Raw genomic sequence first — 16481 nt, 5'->3', positions numbered from 1 at the left:
TGTGGCTGATATAAAAACAAGAGATACGGTCAAAGGCACAATTAAAACATTGGATAAAGCAGCCGTTGCCGGTCAGAAGATGAAACAGGCATATATCGCCACAAAAGATAAAGCGGAGCGAACGGTCAATGCAAATGAAAATACCGCAGAAGAATATGCTGCGGATCAAGTGGAAGCCGGAATGGATGACATCTCACATAAGGCGGTTTATGTTTTGGATAGGGCTGGAAGAAAGGGCGTCAGGGATACAAAGGAAAATCTTCAGACAGCAAAAGAGAGTGTGCAGCATTTCAAACAGCAAAGAGCAGAACGAGCCATGAATGTGCAAAAGACACAGCATCGGGCTTCTGCTGTCAGAAATGGGACGACTTCTGTTCCGACAACACAAACACAGACATCTTCCGCAATCCGTACACTGGAAAAGCCTGAAAAGATGGTCAAGCAGTCTGTTACTTCCGCAGGTAAGAAAAATATTAAAATTGCCGGGAAAGAAACTGCAAAGACAACGCAGCGGGCAGTTAAGACTGCGGAGCATACTGCCAAGACAAGCATTAAGACTAGCAGACAGGCGGCAAAGACTGCCCAGAAAACAGCACAGACCACAGCAAAGGCTTCAAAGAAAGCGGCAAAAGCTGCAAAGGAAGCAGCAAAACAGACTGCCCAGGCAACAAAAACAGCAGTCAAAGCAGTTGTTTCAACGGTTAAGGCGATTATTGCAGGAACAAAAGCACTTGTATCTGCGATTGCTGCAGGCGGTTGGATTGCAGTTGTGATTGTCCTGGTGGTGGTTTTACTCGGCAGTGCGGTTGCCATGTTTGGAGGTGGCAGTGACAGCAATACTTATACTGCTGTCAGTGCAGAAGTTCAAGCCTATGAGCCGGTTATTCAAAAGTATGCCAAACAGTACGGTATTCCGGAATATGTGGAACTCATTAAGGCTGTTATGATGCAGGAAAGTGGCGGTCGTGGACTGGACCCGATGCAGGCGGCAGAAGGCAGCTTTAACAAAAAGTATCCGCATGAACCAAATGGTATCAAAGATCCAGAGTATTCGATTGAATGTGGTGTGCAGGAACTCAAAGCGGCTCTTACTTCTGCGGAAGTAAAAAGTCCGATTGATATGGAGAACATTAAACTTGCTTTGCAGGGATATAACTTTGGTAACGGATATATCTCATGGGCAAGGTCAAAGTATGGCGGTTATTCTTATGCCAATGCAGTCGAGTTTTCTACCCAGCAGGCACAAAGACTGGGGTGGAGTAGTTATGGCGATACGCAGTACCCAGCTCATGTTCTCAGGTATTATCCGTATGGGCGAGCTTTTACAAGTGGAAGCAATCAGGCGATTGTAGAAGTGGCACTGACACAGCTCGGAAATGAGGGTGGACAGCCTTATTGGAGTTGGTATGGATTCCAGAGCAGGGAAGAATGGTGTGCCTGCTTTGTGTCGTGGTGTGCGGACCAGTGCGGTTATATCGAAAGTGGGCTTATTCCCAAATTTGCAGGCTGTGTGAATGGTGCAAACTGGTTCAAGTCCCATAATCAGTGGCATGATAGGAATTATGAGCCTAAAGCTGGAGACATTATTTTCTTTGACTGGGGTGGCGATGGTATTACTGATCATGTTGGAATCGTTGAGAAGTGTGAAAACGGAACGGTTTATACGGTGGAAGGTAACTCAGGTGATGCCTGCAAGCAAAGAACTTATGCAGTAGGAAGCAGCAGTATCTATGGATACGGTATTCCGGCATATTAAAAATTCCAGACGATGTCTGGAAAATCAAAAAGATGGCTGCTCAATTGAGTAGCCATCAGGTACATTTAAAAATCTGTGATTTCTCTATTGTTCAGATAAACATTGTGCGTGTGGTAGGTAAAGCTAAATAACATATCAGAATCAGCTTTATGACCATCAAAAAAGGAAATATCATCTGCAAGGATGAATAGGATTGCCAACAGCTTCTTGATGTATCCGCAGTAGTTAGCGTAATCGAGATAGATATCTGCGATATATCCTGCATCAAACTCGGATAAATCTGCATTGATTTTGTAGTTTTCAGATAATTCCGATACCGTTTTAATGAACTGTTCTTTATTTGCAATCCTTTCCTTGTTTGGAACACATCGACGTTTTTCAGTCATATATTCATAAAAGTCGTCGATGTCACTTAACTCTGGTATATCATCCGGTAAATCATCAAATAAGACCATGTCTTTTTCATAGCGGTTACTAAATAGTAGCTTCTTTTCCATACCTCTTACCTCGTAGCTCATAAAGTGGAGATTGTTTTGTGAAATTACAGTTTCTTTAAAATCAATCGTATCTTTTTACAAAATCAGTATAACATAAAAAGAAACGAAAATCATCACTAATAGTTGGTTTAACTTCCAAGTGGTGCGTGTATGTTCAAGTTAGCATAATCTATACTGATAGTTATTGAGACATACTAGAGGAGGTGGTGCGATGAAGCTCGATACAATCGGCAAGAATATAAGAAAATTCCGCCTTGCAAAGAAATTACGACAGGAAGATTTAGCTGAGAGAACAGGTTTGACAGCAAATTATATTGGTATGGTTGAGCGTGGAGAGAAAATTCCGTCACTTGAAACTTTCATAAAGATTTTAAATGCTTTGGGTGTGTCAGGCGATATGGTTCTTGCAGATGTTTTGGACACAGGATATACTGTTAAGAACTCCATGTTGAATGAAAAGCTTGAGAAACTTGCACCGGAAGATCGGAACAGAATTTATGAAGTTATAGATACGCTTGTGAAGCAGTCGAAACAGATAATTCCATAAAGAAGTGAGGAAGTTCATTCGGCTAAAGACGGAATAGAAAAATAATATTCGATATATCAAGTATTTGAGATGGACAGAGCAAAAGGGAGCACTTGTGGCTTCCTTTTGTTGTGTCCAATTGTTTTATAATACATTTATTTCAAAGAAAGAATTGCCGAAATCTAATTATGATCTGAAATCTATTCTTCGGGTAAAAACTCAATAATATCTTGAACTGAACAGTGAAGTATCTTACAGAGCGCATCGAGAGTATTTGTTGACACAGACTCGCCAGCTTTCAATCTTCGAATCGTCGAACTGCTAATACCACCTTTAACTTGTAGCGTATACGTTGATGCACCAGTTTTTTGCATTGTATTCCAAAGCGGCTCATAGGAAATCAATGAATATATGCCTCCTTTTGATATTGACATATATCCATTATTGCCTATAATGAAGTATGAGTGTGATAGGCAATATTGCCTATGCAAAAACCAAAAATAATGTCCCGTTTGGGACAAGGTTTTCGTAGAGTATCTCACTCCACGAAAAAAATACCATCCAATAGATAAAATCACTATTGGACGGTATCTTGACGATTTATTTGACGGCTAATAATCCGGAAAGTTTTTGCATATTTTTCTTTTTCAGCTCATAAGTAGGATGGACATAACGATTCATTGTAATATTAACAGTAGCATGTCCGAGAATTTCGCTAAGACTTTTTACATCAAATCCCAATTCAACACATCTAGTGGCAAAAGTATGTCGTAAAGCATGAAAATTGGCATTTTCTATACCTGCGCCATTTAATATTTTTTTGAATTTGTTTTGCATTGTTCTCGGCTCTATAAATTTATATTCATCATTAGTCAATAAATATCCTGATGACGATTTTTGATTTAAAACAAGGATTTTTGATATTTCATCAGGCAATGGAATTTTCCTGATAGAACAAGTACTTTTGGGTGTAGTCACAACAACTTTTGTCTTGGCTTCCTGCTCCTGGGGTGTTTGAATTCTTTGTAATGTATGATGGATATATATTGATTGATCTGAAAACGAAATGTCCTCCCAACGTAAAGCACAGATTTCTCCGACACGTAATCCTGTAAACAAACATACTAGAATTCCTATATTGCATGGTTCAGGATTTTCTAATATATATTCGCATAATTGGGTTTGCTCTGTTTTATTTAAAACTCTCATAGATTTAGCATTTTGTTTTATCTGAACAGCATTGGCATCGTAAGAAATGCAAATTCCCTTTTTGTTTGCAAATTTTGTAATATTTCGAATTATGGATAAAGTATCGCTTACTGTTTTAGTCGATAAGCCCGTCCCATTTTTCCCTCCAGATTCCAACAAAAATTTGCAGTGCTCCTCTATGAATTCATGTGTTATTCTATCAAAGGTTTTACTGCCATATTCCGGAAGAATATAGTTCTTAAGCAGGTTGTAATACTTATTCTGTGTAGATAACTTTGTATGTAATTTAATACTTTCAAACCATTCTGCGGCAAGTTCGGAAAATAAATTTACATCTTTTTTTATAACTTGAGATGAACATGGTAAACTTTTTTCTTTCAATTTGATTTTGGCTTCTCGATAAGTTTTTGCGTATACATATCCATATATTATTTTTCCAGTATAAGTACGAGACTTAATATAGCGCCCTTCCCATCTGCCGTCTTTTCTTTTATAAATATTTTCGCCTTTTTTTGGCATAAAGCATTGTCTCCTTTCATTTTGACTATTATTTTGACGGATTATAGTAAATTACTGATAGATTTACTTGAAAATATTGCTCATTTGACTGTTATTTGCTGTTATTTTACCATTGCCTTATTGACGAACAGCCAACGAAGAGGTAAACTTAACATATATAATGTCGAAAATTGCATATATAGTGATTCGTAGAGTGAGATACTCTACGAAAATATCATATTTAATAAATGAATGTTAGAGGAATAGTTGTAATAAAAAAGAAAGAAGATAATAAAAATGGCAAAATATAAAGCAAAAACAAAAGAATGCCAGTTGATTGTTAAAGCAAAGCTTTCTTCGGGTGAAAAGATCAATGAAAGAGAATTGGATTTTTTTACTAGAAAATATATACGAGGACTTTTAAAAGCCAAAATGGTCAAAAAATTTGGTTTTACATCTATTGAATATACAGGACCTATTGGTATCAGTTTGTTTGAGCGGCTGAAAAAACCAATTACAAAATATGATTTTTTATTTATTATTGAACAGATTGTAGATATATCACAAAAAGTACAGTTGAATTCTATGTCTCTTAATAAGGTAGTTTGGGATATTCATAATATATTTATTAATGAAACAACTAGAGAAGTACAATTCATATATTTGCCATTAGAAAATATAGAAAAAGAAGCAGATATTATTGCAGTGATTGACAGTGTGGTTTATTCTGCCAAACCTGTACAAGAACAGAATTCGGATTATATTTCGAGATTTGTTTACTTTATGAAAGGTTTACCCAAATTTGATGCTGAACAGATAGAAAAATTTATCTTACAAGAAGATAGAAATGTAGTAAATACAATAAAAAAACATTATGCAGGTCAGAGCGGTTTTATGACAGATAAACCGAAAGACTATTATGAGCATTACGCTTGTGATGATGAAAAAACAGGACTTTTAGAAGGAGCAACGGGATTACTGGAAGACGAGGAGACAGGACTTCTTTGTGAAGAAGAAACAGGACTATTGGTAGAGGAAGAAGAAACAACGTTACTGGAGAATGATGAACAAGTGCATTTCCCTTCATTGTTTAGAGTCCTTACAGAAGAAAATATCAGTATAAATAAACCTGTCTTTCGATTGGGAAAAGAAAAAAGTTATGCTGATTACTTTGTTTCTAATAATAATGCTGTCAGCCGAAGTCATGCGGATATTATTACGAGAGGACAGAAAGTGTTTGTAATAGATTTGAATTCAAAAAATAAAACGTATATAAATGATCAGCCAATTCCAGTGCAACAGGAGACAGAACTTTTTAACGGAGATAGATTGAGATTGGCAAATGAAGAATTTATTTTTTACGCTTAAGGAATAGAATGGGGAAAAGGAATATGCATTATTTAGCTATAGCAGATACTGATATCGGCAATGTCAAACAGACAAATCAAGATAGTGTGTTGATAAAGCATGGAGAAACGGAAAAAGGTGAAATTCTTCTTGCTGTGATATGCGATGGAATGGGCGGACTTGAAAAAGGTGAACTCGCTAGTGCAACAGTCATACGAACATTTTCAAAATGGTTTGATGAAGAACTTCCATATGAATTGGAAAAGCTGGATTTGCAGGTCATAGCAGGAAAATGGGATTTTATATTAAAAGATTTGAATTTGAAAATATCTGAATATGGACAATCCAAAAATGTAAGAATGGGAACTACATTCACAGGAATTCTGTTTGTAGAGGATAAATATATTGTAGTTCATGTGGGCGATACCAGATTATATCATCTAGGATCCTATTTAAGGCAAATGACAGATGATCAGACGTTTATAGCAAGAGAAATAAGTAAAGGTACAATGACACCTGAACAAGCTCGTACAGACAAAAGACGGAATATGCTTCTACAATGTGTTGGCGCATCCGCTAAAATTGAACCAGAAATAATAATGGGAACAATTGAAAGCGGGGCTTATATGCTCTGCTCTGATGGATTTCGACATGAAATCTCAGAAAGTGAGATTTATGAGTCGTTAAATCCTGTAAATTTGGTTAATCGGGATGCTATGCATAGTAATGTCAAGTATTTAATAGAAAAAGTAAAAGCCAGACAGGAGAAAGATAACATCTCAGTAATACTGGTAAAAGTAAACTGAGGGGGAGAAGATAATGGCAGAAATAGGTTCAATAATTGATGGAAAATATGAAATCCTGAGAGAAATCGGAAAAGGTGGAATGTCTGTTGTATATCTCGCAATGGATACGCATTTGAATAAGCAGTGGGCTGTCAAAGAAATCCGTAAAAAAGGAAGCGGAAAAAACGATGAAATTGTTGTAAATAGTCTTTTGGCAGAAGCTAATATGATGAAGAAATTGGATCATCCAGCATTGCCTAGAATTGTGGATATCATAGATAATGGGGTGACAATCTATGTAGTAATGGATTATATAGAAGGAGAGTCGTTGGATAAAATTTTGAATGAATATGGAGCACAGCCAGAAGAATTGGTGATAACGTGGGCAAAACAATTATGTGATGCGTTGTCGTATCTTCATTCACAGAAACCACCTATTATTTATAGAGACATGAAACCTGCCAACATAATGTTGAAACCTGAAGGAAATATCAAAATTATTGATTTTGGAATTGCCCGTGAATATAAAGAACAGAATTTGGCAGATACGACAGTCCTTGGAACAAAGGGGTATGCACCACCGGAACAGTACAGCGGACAGACAGATGCAAGATCAGATATTTTTGCATTAGGAATGACGATGCATCATTTATTGACAGGGGTTGATCCTAGAAGTGGAGATGCGTATGCACCAGTGCGGATGTGGAATCCGGAGCTGTCAGAAGGTATTGAAATTATCATAGATAAATGTGTTCAGCCGGCTGCTGAAAACAGATATCAGAATTGTGCTGATTTGCTTTATGATTTGGAACATCCGGAACTTATTACCAGAGATTATAAGAAAAAACAAAAAAGAAAGTTGACCGCATTTATTACGGCATCAGCATTAACTGTAATTTTAGGAGTATCAGGTTTGGTGTGTAATGTCATGGCAACACGTGTGAACAATAATAATTATGAAACATTAGTTTCACCTTCTGCTGCTACTTCGTTGGAAGATAAGGTTAGTAGCTATGAGCAGGCGATTAAAATTTACCCAAATAGAATAGAGGCATATACATGTATGCTTGAAGCGTACGAAGATGAAGGAAAATTTGGAAAAAAAGAAAATGATGAATTTTTAGCTCTATATAATGCGCATAAAGACAACTTTGATGTGACTAGTAAAGAATATGCAGAATTAAATTATAAAATTGGAATGATGTATTTCAATTATTATACAAATGATGATGGAAGCTACAGTTTTTCGAATCGTGTACAAAAAGCATATTCTTTTTTTGCTACAAACTTTGAAAACAAAGAGATATCATCAGAGTTTGAATATAAAAAATTATCAGATTGTTATTATAGAATTTGTTCGTTTTATAAGACCTACATATTGAGTTCAGCTACTGTGGAAGAAGCGTCGAGGGATAACTATGAAGAATTAATTTCAACAATTGAAAATGCTTTGGACGATGTGAAAGATGCGGGAGCATATGACCAGCTGACATTATATAACGGAACATTTATGCTGTTATATGATCAAAGAAGCAGTATGGTACAGGTAAACGTTGATAAAAGCACAGTATTAGCATTATTAGATAGGGTTTATAACAGTGCGAATACACTGTCTGTAAAGAAAGAACAATCACAGAATTTACAAAAAGAAATAATAGATAACTATGATGAGTACAAAGAAGCAATAGAACGTGCATATACAAATGCCGAAGAACGAGCAGATATCAATGCGGAAAGGGAGACGAAGTAATGGCTGAAACACTATTAATGATATCAAAAATATCTTTTGTTGCAGCAGGGATTTGTCTGGTTGTGGCAATTATACTATTTATCCGCTTTAAAATTCCAGATGTAATAGGTGATCTTTCGGGAAGAAATGCTCGAAAATCTATTGAACAGATGAGGGCACTCAATGAAAAGAGTGGAAGCAAATCATACAAACCAAGTAAAAAAAATATTGAGCGTGGGAAACTAACGGAAACAATGCATGGGTTGGATGAAACTGAAAAGATTCTCAATAAACAGGATGGTGAAAGACCCGAAACAGGTTTATTAGAGGAAAATAAAATATCATTTTCAAAAGAACCTGAAACAGATCTTTTAATTGATGAGGAAGAGACTGGATTGTTACTGGATGAAAATGAAACAATTCTGTTGGAGGATACAATTGAAGAAAGCTCAGAAAGAAACAAAGGAATGCCAATACATATTTTAGATGAAGTGATTCTCGTGCATACAAATGAGGTGATCAGATGAAATTACGTAATGGTATTATAAAAAAATATTTTTGGTGTATTATACTTTTACTAACTATCATGTCATTTACCTTTTTACTAATGCCGATTGCTAATTATATGCAAAATGGATGGAAACAAAGGTTAGTTTTAGTAATAGTTGGGATATTATTTTGGATTTCTTTTATTAGTGGATATGTACTTTTGATTATAACAATTAAGAAGTTTAAAAAGTTGTTTAATCAGGAAAATTTTGAAGCAGAAAGCAAACTACCAAATTGTTTTAAATTTTTTTCAAATACATATGCTGCAATAGCAGATGCAATTTTAATTGCAGTTATTGTGGTGCTAATTGTAATTACTATATTGGGTAGGATGACTGGAGTCTTTCCATATATAGTATTGGCTATCTTAGTATTTTCTATTAATATGCATTGCTTATTTAATGGAAATATATATAAAACAATCAGAACTAATGATACGAGGGAGAGAAAAAGATGCAAAGGAATGAAAGACGTAAATTGACTAAGCGAATCTGTGCAGCGTTTTTATCGTTTGTAATGGTTTTAACGTTGATACCAGCTTCCACTTTATCAGTGTTGGCTGCAACACCAGAACATGAAAATGCAATTACCATATCGGTGGTAGATGAGGATGATAAAGCAATATCAGATGCAACAGTTACATTTTCTGTAGACGCTGATGTGAATTTAAAGCAAAGTACAGAAATTACGGATGCATATGGTACAGTGGTTGTTATGACTGCGGATGAGTTTGAACAAAGTAAAGCAGATAATTTACGAATCAGTGCCACAATCAGTAAAGACGGGTACGCAACAGATCAGACTACTATAGAAAATATGAGTTTGACTTCAGGGACACAGGATTTGCATGTAAAACTGAGGAGTACACAAATAAAAGATGTAAAAGTGACTGCTACAACAGAAAATTATACTGGAAAAGATTTTGACGCAGCTACAATAAGTGGAGTAAAAGAGACAGATGTTATAACTTACAAGCTGAATGATGATGAATGGAAGAATTGGAGAGAGGAAGTTCCTAAAATTTCAGAGTTGGGTTCATATTCTCTGACAATCAAAGTCGAAAGAGAAGGATTTGAAGATTATATTGAAACAGTTCAACCTAAAATAGAAAAAGGAAATATTGAACTTAATGTAGAATCGCTTAATCAGGGATATACAGGAGAAGAATTGCCAGCTCTGAAAATAACAAGTGGTTTAAAAAATGGAGATGTTGTTACATTTGTAATAAATGGATCAGAAACAGAAACGACTGTAACGAATGAAAATGAACCTTTAGAAGCACCACCAATAGTAGATGCAGGAGAATATTCGGTAAAAGTTAAAGTTCATAGAGATGAAAAGTACAAAGATTATGAAAAAGATTATACTGCAAAAATTACGCAAGTAAGTATTAAAGGGCTTTCTGCAACGTTAAACAGTTGGACATATGATGGAAAGAGCCGTCCAGTGGTAAAAGTCGGAGAAGACGGAAAAGCTGTAAAAGGTACGAGACCTGATGATGTAGTGAAGTATAAGGTAGATGATGGAGAGTGGAGTAAAGAAATTCCAGAAGTAACTTATGCGGGAGAATATACTGTTAAAATTCAGGTTTTTAGGGATAAGAACTATACGGATACAGAAGTGATCGATTTAAATCCTGCAAAAGTGGTTGTAAGGCAGGCAGAACAGGAGATTGAATTCAATCATTATTCAAGTGATTCGGTCAGCGAGGTTATAAAAGGGGAGTTTCCAGAAGCAGGGAAAACATATGACTTTAGTGCGAAAGACGTTAAAGCAGCAGCTGGTGGAAGCTTTACTTATAGTGTTGAGAATACAGCAGAAAATGAAGGAGTAGCAACGATTGATGCTGCAACAGGAATATTGACAGCCTATATGCCGGGAGAAGTTACGGTAGTGGCTACTTTGTCAAGTAATAATAGAAATTATGTTGAAACATCTAAGCGAATCACATTGACGATTACCCAGGAAGCGGAATATGAAGGACAGTTTGTAAAATTTGTAGATAAAACAGTTAATTATACATTGGGAGAAAATGCTGGAACTGTTTCGGAACAAGAGGCGGTGTATACAGGAACAAAGAGACATCCTCGAATTAGTTATACGATAGATAACGAAAATATTGGAGTTCAGTGTAGTTCTTCTTCAGGGAAAATCACAATTAAGGACTATAGAAAAATAGGCAATGAACTAATAAAAAACAATGGTGTAGTTAAAATAAAAGTGACTGCAACAATGAAAAAAGCTGGATGGTTCTCAAAAGACGATAAAACTTCTTATGAAATCATTATTCGTTTTGCACAAACTCCAGATGATCCATATGTAATTACTGGTACTATGGGAAAAAATGATTGGTATACATCAGCAATTTCGGTAAGTGCATCTGATTCAACATATGAAATTACTGATGATTTGGGTAAGGCTTTTAGCTCAAATGTTACCTTTAGTGATGAAGGAACTGGAGAAAGATATGTATATTTAAAATCAGCTACAGGAGCAATTACCAATAGAATTCTGTTAGATGGGGTGAAGATTGACACTGTTAAGCCAGATAGTAACAAGATTAAAATTGAATATTCAGAATCTGTTTTGAGTAAAATCCTTTGGTTTTATGATGGACCGGTGACAATTAATTTCACTGCATATGATGTTACATCAGGAGTAGACAGTTTTGATTGGACTTATCGACGGTCTACAGACGCAAGCACATCTAATTTAGAATCTGATAACGGAACAGTTTCAGCAACACAGGATTCAGAGGATACGACAAAATATACTGCTTCTATTACGCTGCCAAAGAGTGAAGCAGAGCAGCTCAGAGGGTATATTTCGGTAAATGCGACGGATAATGCCGGATTAACAAGTGAAGATAAAACAGATGATGGAAGGGTGATTGTAGTCGATACAATTTCACCAACAAGATCTGTTGCTTATGAACTGGAAGAAGCAGGTGGTACATCACAGACTGTTGATAACAAACATTATTTTTCAAACAATGTTAAATTTACATTTGATATTACAGAAGCAAACTTTTACGAAGATGATGTAATTGTTAAAGTATCCAAAAATAATGGGGAAGCAAAACCTGTATCAGTAAAATGGAATGATACGGATAATCAAGATGAGCATGAAGCAACGTGTATACTTTCAGGTGATGGCGATTATATTGTGACAATGGAGTATGAGGACCGTTCCGGTCATAAAATGGAAAACTATCAGTCAGAAGTTGTGACAATTGATACAACGGCACCAGTTATTAACTTTGAGTATAGTAATGGAAATAAAACATCGGCGGATAAAGATAATAAGCAGATGGCAACAATTTCAATTACAGAACATAATTTCCGAGCAAGTGATATCGAAGTTACAACAGTAGCAAAGGATATTAAAGGAGATACGGTAGCAGCAAAAGATATTCAGGAAATTTTGAGAAATGCTGAATGGAGTCAGCATGGAGATGTATATACCACAACATTATCAAGTGAATTTGTAGATGCAATCTATGACATAACTCTTAATTACAAGGATCTTGCATTGAATCCAGCGAAAGAAGTAAAGACTGGAGAATTTATTGTAGACCATACTGCTCCGGCAGCAGATTCCATGCAGGTAACATACTCAACACCATTAACAGAGAGGATTATATCTGCAATTACGTTTGGCTATTATAATCCATCTGTTGAAGTAACATTTACTGCAAAGGATGTAACATCCGGTGTTGACTATTTTATGTGGTCTTATTTAAAAGAGGATGGAGCAAGTGATAGCAATGTTGCTAGTTATCCAGATGCTAAGCTAATGGCAGTACAGGATGCTAATGATAAATCAAAGTTTACAGCATCTGTAACACTTCCAAAAACAACAGCAGAGCAGTTACGAGGAAACATTGCGTTTACAGCTACTGATAAATATTCGAATGTTAGCAATAAATTAACAGATGAGGGACATGTTATTGTAGTAGATACAATTGCACCGACATTGACAGCTGAATACACTGAGTCTGCAAGAACTGTAGGCAATCGTATGTATTACAACAGGGATATGACAGCAACATTTACTGTTACAGAAGCAAATTTCTATCCAGAAGATGTTCATGTAGAAGTGTCTAAAGATGGTGGAGATTTTAATGAGGTGTCTCCGACCTGGAAAGATAATTCGACAGATATTCATGTTGGAACTTATACGATAAAAGCACCTATTGACCATTCTGGTGATGCAGATTACATATTCCGTGTTCGCTATACAGACAGAAGTAACAATGAAATGTCTACATATACTTCAGATATCATTACGATTGATACGATTAAACCGGTGATTGATGTTACATATTCAAATCAGAATGTAAAGAATAATATAAATGATTCTGAGGGACATGCAAGAAAGTATTTTGATTCAACGCAGACAGCAACGGTTACAATTACAGAGCATAATTTTGAAGCGAGTGAAGTTGATTTTACAATAGGGGCAAAAGATGCAGCGGGTAATGCACTTAATGCAAATGAATTAAATACAAAATCATCTTGGAGCACAAGTGGGGACAAACATACAATTACAATAACATATCCAGGAGACGCAAATTATACTTTTGATGTAGCTTATACCGACCTGGCTACCAATGCTGCTGATAACTATGCAGAAGATTATTTTACTGTAGATAAAACTGCACCGACAAATCTGAATGTTTCGTATAGTAATAGCATCTTAGATACTGTATTACAGGCAATTACATTCGGCTTCTATAATGCAAAGATGACTGTAACCATCAATGCAACGGATAATATTTCAGGTGTTCATGATTTTAAATATAGTTACTCACTGGCATCTGGAGTCAGCTCAGTAAATGCAGAACTAATAAATCAGGCGATTGAGGAAGCTGGTGTAACATATTCTGATGGACGTACGAAATCAACAACACGATTTGAAATTCCAAAAGCTGCATTAGGCAATAGTAATCAGTTCAATGGAAATGTATCCTTTACGGCAAAGGATAGATCAGGAAATGAGTCTTCTAAGTTTAATGATACAAAACGATTGGTAGTAGATAACATTTCGCCAACAGCGACAGTTGAATATAATAGCCCTGTTCAAACAGTTGGTGGTATTGCATATTACGATGGAACTGTTAATGCGACAGTAACAATTAATGAAGCAAACTTTTATGCAGAAGATGTGCAGGTTTCAGTAACAAAGGATGGCGTAGCATATTCAGTGACGCCTTCATGGAGTAATAATAGCACCGACGTACATGTAGGAACCTTTGCCTTATCAGACGATGGTGATTATTTTATAACTATTAACTATGCTGATAAATCAAGTAACAAGATGGCTACGTATACATCAGAGCAGATGACAGTGGATACGGAAATCGTTTCACCTGTTATCACTGTTAATGGAGAAGAAGCCAACGGAAAAGCGTATAAGGATGAAGTTGTACCAGCCGTAAGTTTTGAAGATATTAACTTTGAAAATTACGAAATAAGCCTTACCAGAACACGGTATGATGATAAAGATGCCGATGTAAAAGAGAAATTTATCGCTGGAAATGTTAGTGTTAATGATCAAGGTGGAACGGGTAGTTTCGATACTTTTGTTAAAGAACAGGATGTAGATGGTATTTACACTATGACTGTTTCTATGACGGATAAGGCAGGACATTCAGCAGAAACATCTGCAACATTTACAGTTAACCGTTTTGGCTCTGTATATGAGTATGGAGATTATCTGACATCTTTAGTTAAAGATGGAGGTGCTTATGTTCAAGAGGTTAAAAATGATCTTATCATTACAGAGTATAATGCAGATCGATTATTGAGTAACTCTTTGGATGTAGAGGTATCTTGTGACGGAAAACCTTTAACAGATGTGTCTTATGATGTCACACCACAGATTAATGATCAAGTATCTGTAGGAAGTAGTGGATGGTATCAGTATAAATATACTATTTCAAAATCAAATTTTGACTCAGATGGTGTATACAAGATTGCGATTTCCTCTAAAGATGCTACTGGAAACGCTCCGGAAACTACAAACTATGAGGATAAGAATATTTTATTTAGAGTAGACAGTACAGCACCTGAGATTAATAGTATTACAGGTTTTGAGGACAGTATTATCAATGCACAGAGTGTGACATCAAAATATACTGTTTATGATACAATCGGGCTTGCTTCAATCAAAGTCTATGTGGATGGTGAGAATGTAGATACAATTACGGATTTCAATGGAGACGTAAACAACTACAGTGGAAGCTTTAAGGTATCCGAAAAGAACTCTGCCCAGAAGATTAGATTAGTCGTAGAAGATTTGGCGGGAAATGTAACAGATACAGATTCAGATGATTTTGAAAGTGCCTTTGCATTCAGTAAATCAGTAACGGTATCAACCAATTTCTTTGTCCGTTTCTATGCTAATAAAGTTCTTTTCTGGGGAACAATTGGTGGAATTGTGGTAGTAGTTGCATTGGTTTCAGTATTTGCAGCTAAGAAACGTAAAAAGAATGAAGAAGCAGAAAGTTAATAATTCTGAAAAATAAAAATGAGCCAAAAATGTTTCCTGTGTGGCATCGCCACATGGGAAACAAGGCTATTTTTCAGATATAAGTGTATAAGAATCTTATGGATTTATATCTGGAAAATAGAATGTGTAAGGGGAGGATTGCTAGATGAATGCGTTGGTTGAAAATGGAATTATTTCTGAAATGGAGTGTGGAAATAATTTCGCTTATATCATAAATGATAGTAATCTGTTTTTGTCAACAGAATATAAGGTACTTCAGAGCCAAGAAGAAGGTTGTTTTGTTAAATGTATGAAACTTCTCTATAATGGTAAAATTCAATTTTATTATTTAGTTAATGGATATAAGTCATTAGCAAATATGTTTTCTTCAATAGATGCAGATGGTTTTATGACTATTATGACGAATGTGTTTTCAAGCATTATTTCAGTTCAAAATAATGGATTTTTGTCTTGTCAAAACATAGATATTTCGTTTGAAAGAATATATGTGGATCCGAATACATATAAGGTTGCGTTAGTTTATCTTCCTGTTAATAAAAGATTTTTTTCGGATGAGGCATCATTTGAAAATGAGCTCAGGACAAGCTTAGTCAAAGTGATTTCCAGTATAACAACATTGTCTTCACCGAAAACCACACAATTTATGGCTGATTTGTCAAACGGAATGTTAACAGTCAAAGATTTATATGAACATATAAGAGGTGGAAAAAAACATATTCCAACAGGAACTCCACCTATACGAGAAAGAGTGAATAATTCGACAAAAGAAACGTGTTTACGTATTATTGCGATGAATGCTCCAACACGTGTTGAAGTAGTAGTAACAAAAGATAATTTTGTGATCGGTAAGAATGCGGCAGTCGTAGATGGTGTAGTGGCATTTAATAAAATGATTAGCCGGATACACTGTAGAATTACAAACGATCAGGGAAGATATATGATTGCTGATTTGAAAAGTGCAAATGGAACATATGTAAATAGAGTCAGATTAGTACCTAATCAGCCACATCCTATTCAAAATGGCGATATTATACGATTGGCAGACAGTGATTTTCAGGTTGTAATTGATTAG

General features: G+C 35.7%; 12 protein-coding genes. 9 read left to right on the top strand and 3 right to left on the bottom strand.

Going from position 1 to position 16481, the window contains the following annotated elements; genetic code table 11:
- The first annotated feature begins 1 nt into the window (after position 1).
- A complete protein-coding gene (locus tag ACTNA4_RS05925) occupies positions 2 to 1756 on the top strand; it encodes a lysozyme family protein (protein ID WP_441029093.1) in 1755 nt (584 codons plus the stop codon).
- Positions 1757 to 1821: 65 nt separating this feature from the next.
- Here the strand turns inward: ACTNA4_RS05925 and ACTNA4_RS05920 are convergent, their stop codons facing one another.
- On the bottom strand, positions 1822 to 2253 hold the full coding sequence (locus ACTNA4_RS05920) for a hypothetical protein (RefSeq protein ID WP_441029091.1): 432 nt from the start codon (positions 2251 to 2253) through the stop codon (positions 1822 to 1824).
- A gap of 211 nt (positions 2254 to 2464) precedes the next feature.
- On the opposite strand from ACTNA4_RS05920, the gene ACTNA4_RS05915 reads away from it, so the two are divergent.
- Positions 2465 to 2800 carry a helix-turn-helix domain-containing protein gene (locus tag ACTNA4_RS05915; RefSeq protein WP_441029089.1) on the top strand — a complete coding sequence of 112 codons (336 nt, stop codon included), beginning with the start codon at positions 2465 to 2467 and terminating at the stop codon, positions 2798 to 2800.
- Between the two features lie 179 nt (positions 2801 to 2979).
- Here ACTNA4_RS05915 and ACTNA4_RS05910 read toward each other — a convergent pair whose 3' ends face one another.
- Positions 2980 to 3183, bottom strand: a complete 204-nt coding sequence (locus ACTNA4_RS05910; protein ID WP_441029087.1) for a helix-turn-helix domain-containing protein — start codon at positions 3181 to 3183, stop codon at positions 2980 to 2982.
- A 196-nt stretch (positions 3184 to 3379) separates the two neighbouring features.
- Positions 3380 to 4507 (bottom strand): tyrosine-type recombinase/integrase, encoded by a 1128-nt coding sequence (locus ACTNA4_RS05905; RefSeq protein WP_441029085.1) that lies wholly within the window; start codon positions 4505 to 4507, stop codon positions 3380 to 3382.
- A gap of 276 nt (positions 4508 to 4783) precedes the next feature.
- Between ACTNA4_RS05905 and ACTNA4_RS05900 the strand changes: the two genes are divergently transcribed.
- The 7 genes from ACTNA4_RS05900 (at position 4784) to ACTNA4_RS05870 (ending at position 16481) form a co-directional block, all read left to right on the top strand.
- A complete protein-coding gene (locus ACTNA4_RS05900) occupies positions 4784 to 5854 on the top strand; it encodes an FHA domain-containing protein (protein WP_441029083.1) in 1071 nt (356 codons plus the stop codon).
- A 23-nt stretch (positions 5855 to 5877) separates the two neighbouring features.
- Positions 5878 to 6639, top strand: a complete 762-nt coding sequence (locus ACTNA4_RS05895) for a PP2C family protein-serine/threonine phosphatase (RefSeq protein WP_441029081.1) — start codon at positions 5878 to 5880, stop codon at positions 6637 to 6639.
- A 13-nt stretch (positions 6640 to 6652) separates the two neighbouring features.
- Positions 6653 to 8368 (top strand): serine/threonine protein kinase, encoded by a 1716-nt coding sequence (locus ACTNA4_RS05890; RefSeq protein WP_441029079.1) that lies wholly within the window; start codon positions 6653 to 6655, stop codon positions 8366 to 8368.
- Positions 8368 to 8874, top strand: a complete 507-nt coding sequence (locus ACTNA4_RS05885; RefSeq protein WP_441029077.1) for a hypothetical protein — start codon at positions 8368 to 8370, stop codon at positions 8872 to 8874. The genes ACTNA4_RS05890 and ACTNA4_RS05885 overlap by 1 nt, the downstream gene beginning before the upstream one ends.
- Entirely contained in the window at positions 8871 to 9377 is a 507-nt protein-coding gene (locus tag ACTNA4_RS05880) for a hypothetical protein (protein ID WP_441029075.1), read from the top strand. Before ACTNA4_RS05885 ends, ACTNA4_RS05880 begins: the two co-directional genes overlap by 4 nt.
- On the top strand, positions 9350 to 15409 hold the full coding sequence (locus ACTNA4_RS05875; protein WP_441029073.1) for a hypothetical protein: 6060 nt from the start codon (positions 9350 to 9352) through the stop codon (positions 15407 to 15409). The genes ACTNA4_RS05880 and ACTNA4_RS05875 overlap by 28 nt, the downstream gene beginning before the upstream one ends.
- A 145-nt stretch (positions 15410 to 15554) precedes the next feature.
- Positions 15555 to 16481, top strand: a complete 927-nt coding sequence (locus ACTNA4_RS05870; RefSeq protein WP_441029071.1) for an FHA domain-containing protein — start codon at positions 15555 to 15557, stop codon at positions 16479 to 16481.

The sequence above is a fragment of the Bariatricus sp. HCP28S3_A7 genome (genome assembly GCF_052066375.1).
Classification (GTDB): domain Bacteria; phylum Bacillota; class Clostridia; order Lachnospirales; family Lachnospiraceae; genus Allocoprococcus.
This window is presented reverse-complemented; position numbering and strand designations above follow the sequence as displayed.

Excerpts from the sequence above, each read along its gene's own strand:
- ACTNA4_RS05920 (WP_441029091.1), bottom strand. The coding sequence starts at position 2,253 with ATGGAAAAGAAGCTACTATTTAGTAACCGCTATGAAAAAGACATGGTC.
- ACTNA4_RS05915 (WP_441029089.1), top strand. The coding sequence starts at position 2,465 with ATGAAGCTCGATACAATCGGCAAGAATATAAGAAAATTCCGCCTTGCA.
- ACTNA4_RS05905 (WP_441029085.1), bottom strand. The coding sequence starts at position 4,507 with ATGCCAAAAAAAGGCGAAAATATTTATAAAAGAAAAGACGGCAGATGG.
- ACTNA4_RS05900 (WP_441029083.1), top strand. The coding sequence starts at position 4,784 with ATGGCAAAATATAAAGCAAAAACAAAAGAATGCCAGTTGATTGTTAAA.
- ACTNA4_RS05895 (WP_441029081.1), top strand. The coding sequence starts at position 5,878 with ATGCATTATTTAGCTATAGCAGATACTGATATCGGCAATGTCAAACAG.
- ACTNA4_RS05890 (WP_441029079.1), top strand. The coding sequence starts at position 6,653 with ATGGCAGAAATAGGTTCAATAATTGATGGAAAATATGAAATCCTGAGA.
- ACTNA4_RS05885 (WP_441029077.1), top strand. The coding sequence starts at position 8,368 with ATGGCTGAAACACTATTAATGATATCAAAAATATCTTTTGTTGCAGCA.
- ACTNA4_RS05880 (WP_441029075.1), top strand. The coding sequence starts at position 8,871 with ATGAAATTACGTAATGGTATTATAAAAAAATATTTTTGGTGTATTATA.
- ACTNA4_RS05875 (WP_441029073.1), top strand. The coding sequence starts at position 9,350 with ATGCAAAGGAATGAAAGACGTAAATTGACTAAGCGAATCTGTGCAGCG.
- ACTNA4_RS05870 (WP_441029071.1), top strand. The coding sequence starts at position 15,555 with ATGAATGCGTTGGTTGAAAATGGAATTATTTCTGAAATGGAGTGTGGA.